This window comes from Microcoleus sp. T3_A4 (genome assembly GCF_036700465.1).
In the GTDB taxonomy this organism is placed as follows: domain Bacteria; phylum Cyanobacteriota; class Cyanobacteriia; order Cyanobacteriales; family Microcoleaceae; genus Microcoleus.
On the sequence record NZ_JAUBOY010000061.1, the window covers coordinates 22,853 to 35,733 of the forward strand.

General features: G+C 45.0%; 16 protein-coding genes. 3 read left to right on the plus strand and 13 right to left on the minus strand.

Translation table 11 applies throughout. The annotated features are described in order from the left end of the window. Nucleotides 1–95: 95 nt before the first annotated feature. From QUA07_RS26030 to QUA07_RS26040, 4 genes are all read right to left on the minus strand, one after another. Nucleotides 96–422, minus strand: coding sequence for a DUF433 domain-containing protein (locus tag QUA07_RS26030; protein WP_333331044.1), 327 nt, complete (start codon nt 420–422; stop codon nt 96–98). Nucleotides 423–433: 11 nt separating this feature from the next. Further along, nucleotides 434–754, minus strand: coding sequence for a DUF433 domain-containing protein (locus tag QUA07_RS26035; protein ID WP_333331047.1), 321 nt, complete (start codon nt 752–754; stop codon nt 434–436). Between the two features lie 56 nt (nt 755–810). Continuing rightward, nucleotides 811–930, minus strand: coding sequence for a DUF433 domain-containing protein (locus tag QUA07_RS30145; protein WP_445305915.1), 120 nt, complete (start codon nt 928–930; stop codon nt 811–813). A gap of 103 nt (nt 931–1,033) precedes the next feature. Next, nucleotides 1,034–2,038 (minus strand): hypothetical protein, encoded by a 1,005-nt coding sequence (locus QUA07_RS26040; RefSeq protein ID WP_333331050.1) that lies wholly within the window; start codon nt 2,036–2,038, stop codon nt 1,034–1,036. A 57-nt stretch (nt 2,039–2,095) separates the two neighbouring features. On the opposite strand from QUA07_RS26040, the gene QUA07_RS26045 reads away from it, so the two are divergent. Then, nucleotides 2,096–2,293, plus strand: coding sequence for a type II toxin-antitoxin system HicB family antitoxin (locus QUA07_RS26045; RefSeq protein ID WP_333331053.1), 198 nt, complete (start codon nt 2,096–2,098; stop codon nt 2,291–2,293). A gap of 177 nt (nt 2,294–2,470) precedes the next feature. Here QUA07_RS26045 and QUA07_RS26050 read toward each other — a convergent pair whose 3' ends face one another. The 3 genes from QUA07_RS26050 to QUA07_RS26060 all read right to left on the minus strand — a co-directional run bounded on the left by QUA07_RS26050 (nt 2,471) and on the right by QUA07_RS26060 (nt 5,577). Further along, complete coding sequence (locus QUA07_RS26050) at nt 2,471–3,880, minus strand: NAD(P)(+) transhydrogenase (Re/Si-specific) subunit beta (protein ID WP_333331056.1); 1,410 nt, start codon at nt 3,878–3,880, stop codon at nt 2,471–2,473. Next, entirely contained in the window at nt 3,877–4,170 is a 294-nt protein-coding gene (locus QUA07_RS26055) for an NAD(P) transhydrogenase subunit alpha (protein ID WP_006633295.1), read from the minus strand. Before QUA07_RS26055 ends, QUA07_RS26050 begins: the two co-directional genes overlap by 4 nt. A 258-nt stretch (nt 4,171–4,428) precedes the next feature. Beyond that, complete coding sequence (locus QUA07_RS26060) at nt 4,429–5,577, minus strand: Re/Si-specific NAD(P)(+) transhydrogenase subunit alpha (protein WP_333331059.1); 1,149 nt, start codon at nt 5,575–5,577, stop codon at nt 4,429–4,431. Between the two features lie 440 nt (nt 5,578–6,017). On the opposite strand from QUA07_RS26060, the gene QUA07_RS26065 reads away from it, so the two are divergent. Together QUA07_RS26065 and QUA07_RS26070 are read left to right on the plus strand one after the other, a co-directional pair. Then, nucleotides 6,018–6,530, plus strand: coding sequence for a DUF2808 domain-containing protein (locus QUA07_RS26065; RefSeq protein WP_333331062.1), 513 nt, complete (start codon nt 6,018–6,020; stop codon nt 6,528–6,530). A 290-nt stretch (nt 6,531–6,820) separates the two neighbouring features. Beyond that, complete coding sequence (locus tag QUA07_RS26070; RefSeq protein ID WP_333331064.1) at nt 6,821–8,092, plus strand: MFS transporter; 1,272 nt, start codon at nt 6,821–6,823, stop codon at nt 8,090–8,092. A gap of 207 nt (nt 8,093–8,299) precedes the next feature. On the opposite strand, the gene QUA07_RS26075 is transcribed toward QUA07_RS26070, so the two are convergent. The 6 genes from QUA07_RS26075 to QUA07_RS26100 all read right to left on the minus strand — a co-directional run bounded on the left by QUA07_RS26075 (nt 8,300) and on the right by QUA07_RS26100 (nt 12,803). After that, nucleotides 8,300–9,067: an ATP-binding cassette domain-containing protein gene (locus QUA07_RS26075; protein WP_333331067.1), complete on the minus strand. Its 768-nt coding sequence runs from the start codon at nt 9,065–9,067 to the stop codon at nt 8,300–8,302. Between the two features lie 86 nt (nt 9,068–9,153). After that, nucleotides 9,154–10,032, minus strand: coding sequence for a glycine--tRNA ligase subunit alpha (gene glyQ, locus QUA07_RS26080; protein ID WP_333226794.1), 879 nt, complete (start codon nt 10,030–10,032; stop codon nt 9,154–9,156). Between the two features lie 127 nt (nt 10,033–10,159). Continuing rightward, nucleotides 10,160–10,447: an NfeD family protein gene (locus tag QUA07_RS26085; RefSeq protein ID WP_333331070.1), complete on the minus strand. Its 288-nt coding sequence runs from the start codon at nt 10,445–10,447 to the stop codon at nt 10,160–10,162. 112 nt (nt 10,448–10,559) lie between these two features. Further along, complete coding sequence (locus QUA07_RS26090; RefSeq protein WP_333238460.1) at nt 10,560–10,847, minus strand: NfeD family protein; 288 nt, start codon at nt 10,845–10,847, stop codon at nt 10,560–10,562. Nucleotides 10,848–11,763: 916 nt separating this feature from the next. Then, nucleotides 11,764–12,234: a GNAT family N-acetyltransferase gene (locus tag QUA07_RS26095; protein ID WP_333331074.1), complete on the minus strand. Its 471-nt coding sequence runs from the start codon at nt 12,232–12,234 to the stop codon at nt 11,764–11,766. Next, on the minus strand, nt 12,234–12,803 hold the full coding sequence (locus tag QUA07_RS26100; protein WP_333331077.1) for a type I restriction endonuclease: 570 nt from the start codon (nt 12,801–12,803) through the stop codon (nt 12,234–12,236). The genes QUA07_RS26095 and QUA07_RS26100 overlap by 1 nt, the downstream gene beginning before the upstream one ends. Nucleotides 12,804–12,881: the final 78 nt, after the last annotated feature.

Sequence of the window (12,881 nt, forward strand, 5' to 3'; positions counted from 1 at the left end):
ACGAAAATACTTTGTTGCTGCGGACTGATTCGGTAAAAACCCGGTTTCTTTGGTCAGAGTGCGTAAGTTCTGAATAGGCAAATTTCCGCCATGTTTTAGGCTGCCTCATTTCTAGCGATTGCAGCTTCAATTTCCTCTGGGTGTGCCTCAGCATAAGCCCAAGCATTCGCCAAATCCGCTGCACTCAAATGGGGAAAATCTTGCAAAATTCGCACATCATTTGCACCCAGAAGGCGATAATTTACCATCGACCAAATAGGTATGCGAGTATTGGCAATTCTAGCATCGCCGCCGCACACGCCCGGCGTTTTTTCAATTCCTTGCCAAGTATTGCTTAAACTTTGAACTAATAGCTGTATTGCCTGAGTTTTTTCACCGGGAGTTAAGGCAAGGAGTTGTTTTTCTAATTCTTTCAGTGTCATTGTTTACGCTCTCAATCATTTTCTCTAATTGTTTGTTCAATTTCTTCTGGGTAAGCATCAGCATAAGCCCACGCATTTACCAAGTCAGCGGCGGTTAGATCGGGAAATGATTCTAGGATGATACCATCGGAAGCACCTAAACGTCGATCGCATACCAGAGACCAAACTGGTATGCGAGTATTGCCGACACAGGCATCCCCTCCGCACACACCGGGAGTTTTTTTAATGCCTAGAGAACCGTTGGTTAAAGTTTGAGTTAGGATGCTGATTAGTTTAGCTTTATCAACCGCATTTAAGGTTAAGACTTGAGTTTCTAATTCTTGTATAGTCATAAGTGCGATCGCTCGGATTTGATAGTAGTTAGATTATAGCAAATTCGCGCCATGTTTTAGGCTGCCTCATTTCTAGCGATAGCTGCTTCAATTTCCTCTGGATGTGCCTCAGCATAAGCCCAAGCATTCGCCAAATCTGCTGCACTCAAATGAGGAAAGTCTTGCAAAATTTTCACATCATTTGCACCCAAAAGGCTAGTACACAAAAGACCAAACTGGTATCTTCCTTCTTGCCGATACAAGCATCGGGTCCGCACACTGCGGGAGCTTTTTTAATGCCTAGAGAATGGAGTGTAACTTAAATAGGTCGTCAAAGAAGTTTTTCACAGTTTGTTTTGCGTCTTCAGTATGCAAAAACTCATAACCACCAAATCTGTATAATTCATAGCCTGCAAGTCTTAATCGTCTATCTTCTGCAACCATTTCTGCATATAGTTGAGGGTTGGCTTTGTCATTTTCAGAATAGTGTTGCTTCCCATCTATTTCAATTACAATGTTTTTTCTGTAAGGAAGGAGAAGCAGGAAATCCATTCTTTGTCGGCTTAATCGTTTTACACCTTTGAGCTGTTCCCATGTATAGGGGTCATAATGCAAGTACACTTGAGGAATTAGTGCTGGTAGTTTTTCTGTCAATTTTTCATAAAAATAGCTGTAGTACGTGTTAAGTAAAATCTTTTCTGGGTGATTGCCCCCCAGAGATATTTTGAGTCGATTGAACAGGTTATGACGCTGCTCAGAACGTGTCTGATTATGGAGTTTTTTTTTGTCTCGCCACCAGTCTACTAACTCTTCCCATAACAGCCCTTTTTCAAAAAGGGGTCTATCATATACGAGACAGTATTCTTGATTTTTGACAATCTTAATCTCATTACTGATTGCATCCATTAAGACAATTTCCGGCTTAGGTCCATTTGCAGCGAATATCAGGTTCTTCACCTCACTGCTAACACCCTGCACTGAAAATTCGAGTCTTGCTATGATTCCTTGATACTCGTCGTAAATTAGTTGCTTTCTCTCTCTCTCTCCTTCCTCAAAGTATAAAACAGGATACTTTTTGAATACGCCTTTTAGAATTTTAGCTTGAACTAGCGGGCTTGCGTCTTCAAGTATGCGAATGAACTTTTCTCTTGTAGTGCCAGGTTCATAATCTTCTACGTTAATCTCTAAGTCGCAGTAGTAAGGATAAAAGTCGTAGTGAGTTCTGTAAGAAAAGCCATGCAAATATCCATTGTCAACTCCAATGTAATCATTTACAAGCCTGTATATATCTGATTTCTTGAGCATACTTATTCAGTTATTTAGCCACTACAATTATCTATACATCCTACAACCCAATTTCCTATGAAGTCAACCCAACAGTTTACAGCAATTATTGAACGAGAAGGCGACGGATATATATCCCTTTGCCCAGAACTTGATATTGCCAGCCAAGGTGACAATATAGAAGCAGCGCGACGAAATATGATCGAAGCGTTGGAACTATTTTTTGAAACAGCAGATCCTTCTGAAGTCCAGAATCGGCTGCATACAAACTATTAGCTTATAAGACTCGGCGATTGAAATCGCTTAAGAGTCAAACGAAATCCCTCTCGCTTGAGACTGAAGAATATTGATATCAAAACAAAACCCCAACAAAAACCCGGGTTCTAGAAGAAACCGGGTTTAATCATCTGCGTTAATCCGCGTTAATCCGCCTTCATCAGCGGTTGCAAAATCCTACAACTGCTTCACCTCAGAAACCAACTTCGCAACCACATCCTTAGCACTACCAAACAACATCATCGTCTTATCCTTGTAGAACAACTCATTATCTACACCGGAAAAACCAGCACTCATCCCGCGCTTGATTACGATCGTATGCTTAGCCTTATCAACCTCCAAAATCGGCATCCCGTAAATCGGGCTCGCCGTATCGTGACGCGCCGCCGGATTCACCACATCATTCGCACCAATCACCAACGCCACATCCGTTTCTTCAAACTGCGGATTGATATCGTCCATATCGTATAACTGCGGATAAGGCACGTTTGCTTCCGCCAACAGCACATTCATGTGCCCAGGCATCCGCCCAGCCACCGGGTGAATCGCGTATTTCACGTCAACGCCCATTTTTTCCAAACCGTCGGCTAACTCGCGCACCGCGTGCTGTGCTTGCGCTACAGCCATTCCGTAACCGGGAATAATTACAACCGATCGCGCATAACCCAACATCATCGCACTTTCTTCGAGATTGATGCTGCGAACAGTTTTGTCAGTAGCACCAGCAGCCCCAGCAGCAGCCGCAGCACTACCGCCACCGCTACCAAACGCGCTAAACAGCACACTACCCAAGGATCGATTCATCGCCTTGCACATGATTTGCGTCAAAATAATCCCCGACGCGCCCACCAATGCACCAGCGATAATCAGCATATTGTTCATCAAAATGAACCCAGCCACACTCGCCGCAATCCCCGAATACGAGTTAAGCAGCGACACCACCACCGGCATATCGCCACCACCAATCGGGAGCACAAACATGATGCCCAAAATATTGGAAATCGCCACCAAAGCCAGGAATACCGGCACATTTTCTGGGTTAAACAGCATATAACCGCTGCCGGCTAAAAGTGCGATCGCCAGCATGGCATTAAACGGCTGTTGCAGCGGAAACGTCATAGGCGCACCCGGCAGCAATTCTTGCAGTTTCGCAAACGCCACAAGGCTACCAGTGAAAGTAATTCCGCCAATCAACACACCCAAAAGGATCGTGATTGTCGCATCAGGCGCCGGCGATTCCGGGATGCTGAGATAGCGCCAGAATTCACCCACAGCAACGAGTGCAGAAGCCGCGCCCCCGAAACCGTTAAGCAAACCCACCATCTGCGGCATATCCGTCATCGCGACGGTTTTTGCCATAATTGTTCCCAAAATGGAACCGATGATAATTCCGACAGCAATCAATTCGTAGCTGACTACTTGCTTTTCCAGCAACGTACCGACGATCGCAATTAACATCCCGATCGCAGCTAACACATTCCCTTGACGGGCAGTTGCAGGGGAACCCAACTGTTTCAAACCGATAATAAACAAAGATGCGGCAACTAAATAACCTAGTTGAATGCCACTGGGCAGAAAATCGCTCACGCTTTAACCTCTTTTTTCTTGAACATTTGCAGCATTCGATCGGTTACTAAGAAACCGCCGACAACGTTAATTGTGGCCAGGGCGATCGCGATCGTCCCCAAAATCGAAGTAACAGTTACATTACCTTGACCAGAAATCAGAATTGCACCTAAAACCGCAATTCCCGAAATCGCATTGGAACCCGACATCAAAGGTGTATGTAGCGTCGGCGGGACTTTATTAATTACTTCAAATCCCACAAAAGACGCCAGAGTAAACACCACTAAACCTGCAATCAATCCTTCTGCCATGACAATTGGTAATTGGTAATTGGAAATAACTCGTTCCCGGTTGAATCCGCCAGGGAATTCATTCCCTGGCTCAAAGCCAAAGTCCTCTTAAGAGGACTAATAGACCTCTCCAATAATTCTTGTGGAACAGGCCGGAAAGCCTGTTCAAAAAAGCCTTTTTTGGAGATATTTAACCAGTTCTTCAGTCCTCTTAAGAGGACTTTAGCTTTGAGGCAGGGGTTTCAACCCTTGCCGGACTTTGCCTCATAACGACAGAATCTAACTGACTGCTGAAGCCTGAGCGGCCAAAGCATCCCGCACCCGCTGGTTACTAATTTCGCCATCGCGAGCCACACAGGAACCAGCAATGATATCGTCTTCAAAATTCAAATTCAGTTCCTTATCTTTCACCATCAACTGAAGTAAAGAGGAGATATTCTTCGAGTAAGTTTCGCTAGCGTGGACAGGCATAGACGACGGCACATTAATCGGGCCGATGACATTAACGCCGTTCCATTCAACATCTTTCCCCGCTTCCGTGCATTCGCAATTGCCGCCTTGTTCGCCCGCGAGGTCAACAATTACCGATCCGGGCTTCATTTGAGAAACCATTTCTCTAGTAACTAAAATAGGTGCTTTTCTGCCGGGAACTTGAGCGGTTGTAATAACTGCATCGGAAGCGCTGACGTGTTGGGTGAGCACTTGGCGGGTGTATTCTTTGGCTGCTTCTGATAGTTCTTTTGCATAGCCTCCGGCGGCGACGGTTTCTTCCTTGAGTTCGACATCAAGGAATTTAGCGCCCAAACTTTGTACTTGTTCTTTTGTTTCCGGGCGGATGTCGAAAGCTTCGACTACCGCACCCAAACGACGTGCCGTGGCGATCGCCTGCAAGCCAGCAACGCCCACACCCATTACCAATACTTTCGCGGGGCGAATTGTACCCGCCGCCGTTGTCAGCATCGGAAAATACTTTGGCAAAGCTGCCGCTGCGATCAGTACCGCTTTGTAACCGGCGACGTTACCCTGAGACGACAGCGCATCCATGCTTTGAGCCCGGCTGGTGCGCGGGATCATTTCCATGCTGAATGCCGTTACTTGGCGATCGGCTAAACGCTGCACTAAAGCTGGATCTCCCAGAGGATTCAAAAATCCGATGAAAACGCCTCCTTCCCGGAGTTGATGAACTTCTGATTCTTGCAAGGCCCCGATTTTCACGACGACATCGGCTTCGCCCCACAGCCTAGCGGTATCGGCGACAACCTGAGCTCCCGCTTCTTCGTAAGCAAGATCCGAGAAAAAGGATTGTGCGCCGGCACCGGCCTCAACCCAAACTTCTACGCCCTGTTTGACTAATCGGGCTACAGCGTCGGGGACTAATGCCACCCGGCGTTCGCCTGCTGCTATTTCTTTTGCGATCGCTAATTTCATGAACTCTCCTTATTTAAGCCTTCCTAGGACGGTTGAAACCGCGCCTACACAGACAAAACCTGCCTCCGCAGGTTTCTTGAAGTGCGATTTTTAATCGCCCGATGCCTTGCTTTACATTGAAGCAGCCGTTGCCCTAAACTTCTCTCGTTGATACTAAAGCCGATCGCTCAAATTCGACCCGTATCTTTAACTTATCTTATACATTCAAATTCGCTAAATGGTTAAGTTTGCCACCGATTATGATATAATTTTATGTCGCCTACTTCTGTAGTTTGAATGTCTGTTATCAGTATTACGCAAAAATTACGCAAAAAAAAGTGACCTCAGCCGGCGATCGCCCTCATCAAATTGCTGAGACATTCGATATATTGTAGGCACGATCGCAAATTTCGGGCGAGCAATATTTAAGGTTCACCAAGAGTTTAATTAGAGGAGTTGTTATGCGACGATTATTTTCAGCACTAGCGGTTACAGGTTGCTTGGTGGCTGGATTACCCGCCATCAGTTTAGCCCAGTCCATGCCAGGATTCACGATTTTCGGCGGCCCCGATCGTGCCAACCAATTAAGCTATCGCTTGGATTACGGTACACCGGGGATGAGTGGCGATAGATATCGGCTGCGAATTCCTTCCAAAAAAGTAACTTTGGCGATCGCCCAACTGAACATATCCTATCCAGACTACTACAAAGGCGAATTTGACCAAAAAGACATTAAAGTGCGCGTCAAAGACAAAACAATAGAATTGCAAGAAGTAATCTGGGACAAAGAAAATCGATTCATAGAAATTTATCCCAAAGAACCAATTCCTGCAGGCAACAATGTTGAGGTTGTACTCTCCAACGTCAGAAACCCATCTCCCGGCGGAATGTACCATTTCAACGTCCGCATCCGCACCCCCGGTGACGTACCCTTGCTGCGTTACCTCGGCACTTGGCTGTTGAGCATTAATTGAGGGAAGAGTTCGGGGAAGGAATTTCTCGTTAGTCAAGCGATCGCGACAGAAAAATTTAAATGTGGCGATCGTTTTGCTACGGGCAAAAATTTAACAATACTTAAATCCTGGTTTTCGGGAGTTGTAAAATAGAACCTTCGGCTCATATCGCAATTCTCAATGATTCGTAATAATGAGTCTAGGGGCACTCCCCCGATGGTTGCCCTTCGCTAATTAGGGGTAGATCCAGGGGTGCTACCCCTAAAAAATGTTTACAAATCAAATAGGCTTGCTCTAGCCGTACTTGCAGCATGAATCTACTAGCAAAAATCAAAACAATACCAATTCCTCCAGCGCTGCGATCGAGAAATTATCGCCTGTTTTTTGCAGGACAAGGCATCTCCCTAATTGGGAATTGGATGACGCAAGTCGCTACTATTTGGCTTGTCTACAATTTGAGCGATTCACCTTGGATGCTCGGTGTGGTGGGATTTACAAGTCAAATACCCACATTAATTTTACTGCCTTTTGCAGGAGTTTTAATCGATCGCTGGAACCGCCACCGAGTCCTAATTGCCACTCAAATATTAGCAATGGTTCAATCCTTAGCGCTAGCATTTTTAGCCCTAACAGGAGTCGTTAACATTTGGCAGATCGTGGTACTGAGTTTCTTCCAAGGTGCAATTAACGCCTTTGACGCGCCGGCACGGCAAGCTTTTGTGCCGGAACTTGTAGAAAAGAAAGAAGATTTAGCAAATGCGATCGCCCTCAACGCTTCCATGTTCAACGGCGCCAGATTAATCGGCCCAGCAATTGCAGGTTTGCTGATAGCTACAGTCGGGGCAAGTTATTGCTTTCTCATTGACGGACTCAGCTACATCGCTGTAATTGCAGGCTTATTAGCGATGCAGATCAAAGCCCGAAAAATTGCCGCCACTAATACCAAACCCTTACAAAGATTAAAAGAAGGATTCGTTTATGCCTTCGGGTTTCCCCCGATTCGAGCAATTTTACTGCTATTAGCATTAGTCAGTTTTGCCGGAATGTCCCACACAGTTTTAGTCCCTATTTTTGCCACCAAAATTCTGCAAGGCGACGCCCAAACCCTCGGCTTTTTGATGGCATCTTCAGGAGTCGGAGCCTTTGGGGGGGCGATTTATTTGATTTCGCGCAAAAGTGTAGTTGGCCTCGGCAAATGGATTGCGATTTCACCGGCAATTATGGGATTCGGACTGATAGGTTTTGGTTTGTCCCACGTCTTGTGGCTGTCATTAATCATGATGTTGTTCGTGGGGTTTGGTTTCATTTTGCAATTTGCAGGAGGAAACACATTTTTGCAAACAATTGTGGAAGACGACAAACGCGGAAGAGTGATGAGCATATACACGATGGCATTTTTTGGAGTGACACCGTTTGGGAATTTAGTTGCCGGCGGATTGGCCAATTATATCGGCGCTCCCAACACAGTCATCATTGGAGGTATAATTTGTGTTTTAGGCTCGATAATTTTTACCAAACAGTTGCCAGCTTTAAAAAACTTAGTCCGACCACTTTATCAAAAAATGGGTTTAATTTCGCACTAGGGATTTAGTGTAAAATCACAAATGCCAACATTAAACAACATTCCCAAAGCTAATATCTGACTGTCTCTCTCTCTAGCAATCCTCAACAACTTGTAAACTTCTCTCTTTCCCTCTTATCTTCTCTTTCTCTGCGCCCTCTGCGCCCTCTGCGGTTAAAACATCCAAATTAATTACGCAACCCCTCGCAGAAAGTGTTTTTGAGCTTGTTTACCATTCTTGTTGGGCTTCTGCTTCTGCTTGGATTAAATTTTGCCGCAGTTGCACCCAATTTATTTGATGAGAGGGCGAGTCTTCGATCAGCTTTCCGCGCTGTAAATGCAGAATTCGCGTGCTAAATTGCTCGGCTAATTCTAATTGATGGTTTACCATTACAATTGTGGTTTGGCCGTTTGTTAGCTGTGTCAATACTTGCAAAAGGTGGGCGGCTTTTCCGGCGTCTAGGGCGGATGTTGGCTCGTCTAAAAGCAAGATTTTTGGTTGCAGGATGATGCCGCGGGCGATCGCCACGAGCTGTTTTTGGCCTGTGGAAAGCTGGAATTCGCTGCGATTGAGCCATTCTTGAGGTATGTGCAGTTGTTCGATCGCCCCGCTAATTCTCTCAGCAATGTTTGATGCAGTCACGCCCCGCAGCTTCAAAGGATAAGCCAATGCTTCTCGCACCGACATTCCCAAAAGCTTGGATTCTTGCAGGATGAGGGTGATTTGTTTGCGAAGTTCGATCGCAGGTATGTGGCGATATTCTGTATTTTCCAGATAAATCGAGCCGCTGGTGGGACTGCTGAGGCGATTTAGCAACCGCAACAGCGTTGTTTTCCCCGCACCTGAAGGGCCAACAATTGCCACGCAAGATCCCTTCTGTACCTGAAACGAGATATTTTCCAATAAGTAGCTTGAGGCGATCGGTGTTTTCAAGCTTACACCCTCAATTCGCAGTTGAGGATTTGTTTCTGTATTATTTTCCGAATAATTAGGCATTTAATTAATTAAAAATATGACCTTCGTGGAACGGGCATCTTGCCCGTTGTTGAGGCAGGCAAGATGCCCGCCCCACCAACTAAAACTCAAACTTTTACAGATTTTTCTAAAGGAAAACCAAGCTTTTCGCGCTGTTCCAAATAAAGCTGAGCAACTCGCCGCGCCAAGTTGCGAATTTTGGTGATATACCGAGTTCTTTCCGTTACCGAAATCACGCCTCTAGCATCGAGTAAATTGAAAGTGTGAGAACATTTTAACACATAATCAAGACTAGGCAAAACCAATCCTTTTTTTGTCAATTGTTCTGCTTCTTGCTCGTACAATCCAAATAGAGTAAACAGCAATTCGGGATTGGAAGCTTCAAAGTTATAAGTACACTGTTCTATTTCTCCTTGCAGGTGAACGTCGCCATAAGTTATGCCATCTTTCCACTGAATTTTCGTCATGGCATCGACTTCTTGGAGATACATTGCGAGGCGTTCTAGTCCGTAGGTAATTTCAATGGAGACGGGGCGACAGTCAATGCTACCGCACTGTTGAAAGTAGGTAAATTGGGTGATTTCCATACCATCGAGCCAGACTTCCCAGCCCACGCCCCAAGCTCCGAGGGTGGGCGATTCCCAGTTATCTTCTACGAAGCGAATGTCGTGGTCTTCTGGGCAAATTCCTAATGCTCTGAGGGAGTCTAAATAGATGTCTTGGATGTTGGGAGGAGAGGGTTTAATTAAAACTTGATATTGATAGTAATGTTGGAAGCGGTTGGGATTTTCGCCGTAGCGTCCGTCGGTGGGGCGGCGACAGGGTTCGATGTAGGCGACTGACCAAGGTTCGGGGCCGATTGCTCTGAGAAAGGTGTGGGGATTCATGGTTCCTGCACCTTTTTCTGTGTCGTAGGATTGGGCGATCAGGCATCCTCGATCGCTCCAGAATTTGTTTAAGGTGGCAATAACTGATTGAAAGTTCACTGGTTTAAATATGGCTAGTATGTGTCTCAACTTATTTAAGCATATAAAAGGCAGGGTTTATTTGCATAAACCCTGCCGAAATCAGATATGGGTGTGAAAAGTTAGGCAGTTTGGATCGAGTTCTGATTTAGTCTGCCGGAGCGAGGGAAACTAACAGAGTGATGTTGTCAACGCCGATGACATAAACCGTGTCTCCCGGTGTGAGGGTGATTTGGTGATCGCACCGTGCGGGCCACCAGCTACCTTGGAAGCGGACGCGACCTGTTTGATTCGGGTAAATCGATTCATCCACGACAGCTTCTTCGTTGAAATAGTTAAAATTGGTGTTGATGTAGTTATCCATTAACATATTCTTTTCTGTGCTGTAGGTGTGAGTAGAAAAAATTGAACCGAAAGCTTTTATTACGTTGAACATTTTCCTGACTCCTTTTGTATTAAAATATATTGAAGTTTACTCGCCTATTTATGCTCTTTGAAAAGTAGCATTTCCTGGTTGAGATGTATGACCAGGTTGTTCATGCTCTGATTTAGTCTGCGGGAGCGAGGGAAACTAACAGAGTGATGTTGTCAACGCCGATGACATAAACGGTGTCTCCCGGTGTTAGGGTGATTTGGCGATCGCACCGTGCGGGCCACCAGCTACCTTGAAAGCGGACGCGACCTGTTTGATTCGGGTAAATCGATTCATCGACGACTGCTTCTTCGTTGAAATAGTTAAAATTGGTGTTGACGTAATTTTTGATGAGCATATTGTTAGCGGCGCTGTATCCTTGGGTAGAGAAAATCGAGCCGAAAGCTTTTACTACGTTGAACATGATATTTACTCCTGTGGTGTTAAAATATATGGATGTGTAATTGTCTGTTTATGCTATTTGAGAGGCTGCATTTCCTCTGTTAAGATTGATTGCCTTGATATTTCATTGTTCTTGCCTTCCGTGGTTTTATCAGGATAAAAGGCCAAGAATTTTTGAAATGTTGAGGGGATTTCAGAAGCGGTTGCGGGGAGTCAAAATTCAGTAATTCCGAGGTATTGAATTAAGGATTTAATGGTTGAGTAGTTGGGGGGATTTACCTTAAGGGTAGATGTGGTTAGCTACATTAGAGATTGTCTGATTCCGCATTACTGCTGCTGTGAAAATGTTTTATTTTTGGGTTTTATGTTTTGATTGGGTTGTGACTCCCTTGCTTTACATTTACTAATTTGCCAGGAGTCGAATGTCTTTGGTGCGATCGCCAGTCCACTTTCCGAGTCTGGTACTGGCACAGGACACTTTCCAACCTGCAAACAACGGTTTTGCAACGGTTTTTGCCTAGCTATCAGGCTGCTGGGTGTGCCAATTTAGCCAACTGGACTACCGCGAACGGTGAATTATGAACTTACGCAGTCTCGATCGCCCAATCCGGAATATCCATATATATCTAGTCGGTGACTTACGCACCAAACGGCTAAAAACCTGGTTTCTGACACCCTGTGCGCCATTAGGGGCCCGTAAGCGGATCGGTGATATCAGCAAGTAAACTTGGCAACTCACCCACCCTGCCCATGCGATGTTGATTTGTACCTACCTATTTAGGCATAGACAATAGGCGATCGAGATTGACGCAGATATCAGGAGGCGGTAGGAGTGTTTGATCGATGCAGGTCGATCGCACATTGTTATCTAATTATTGAACAGGTCAAAGTTAAAATCCATTCATAAATTCAGAATCTTAAATTCATAAAAGTCATAATTATAGAGAACCTGCTTGATACTGCATAATTGTTACAGGAATTCTGAATAAAGTTTTAGCTAATTGAGACAAACCGAACTTGAATTTAAGCGACTCCGGCAATTCTTGTACGGAAACTTCTCCGAAGCCAAAGCGAGTATAAAATGATGCAAGTCGCTTTCCCAAACATTCTAAATATAGCGGTTCTGTAGCTTGTTGAATTAAATATTTTGTGAGGTAGCTTCCCAAACCTCGATCGCGCCAATCTTTCGCCACCACCAAACTGCCCAATTCTTGCGCGCCCGCAAAGTTCCGCAACTGCCCGCAAGCTGCCAATTTTCCCTCGCATTCTATCACCCAGAATTGCTCCCAGCGTAACTGAGTTGGATCGAGTTTGGCGCTCCACACTAACATTCTAATTGATTTGATGTCTTGAGCTGAGGCTGGGCGGAGGGCGCATTCAGACGGTAAGGAAACAGAAATTTCAGTCATTAGTTATAGTTGGTAACTACAGCAGCGATTCGTTTAAAAATGCGGAATACCTCGTAAAAGTCTTGGGCGCGATCGATTACGAACTCATAAGATAAAGCGTACTGCGGAGTGTCTTGTTTAATCAATTTAAGGAATCTGAAGTTGCTGCCATTTGTCAGAAGCCCAAAAGTTGGTCTGTCTGGATTGGGGTTACTCAGCATATACAACAGTAGCTGCGGAAGTCCTGTCTCAAGGGAGTATTGAGCTCGCTTGGCTTCGATTGCCACAACCCAAAAAGATTCCATTAAAAGCAGAATATCAATGCTTCCTCTGACAAGTATATCTTCATCCACTGTAACCAGTTCCACCGATTTTTCTGACTCTATGTGAAAGGGAGTCAAGAAGAAACCTGCTAAAAATAGCAAGGGAGCCAGTACCACCATTTTTACGGTATCTTCTATCATGGGGTACTCGGCACTGTTAGTATAGCCAGCCTTTACTTTGTCTAGATATCGCTTTTCTTCATCAGTAATTTCTGGTAAATCGTCAATCCACTCCGGGAAAAATTGCTCGTCTTCTGCAAGTTGCAAGTTATAGTAATTTCAAATAAATGTGAGACAAATGCAAGATGATGTAAAATTAAGAAAAATTGTTAACTCGGAGCCGAA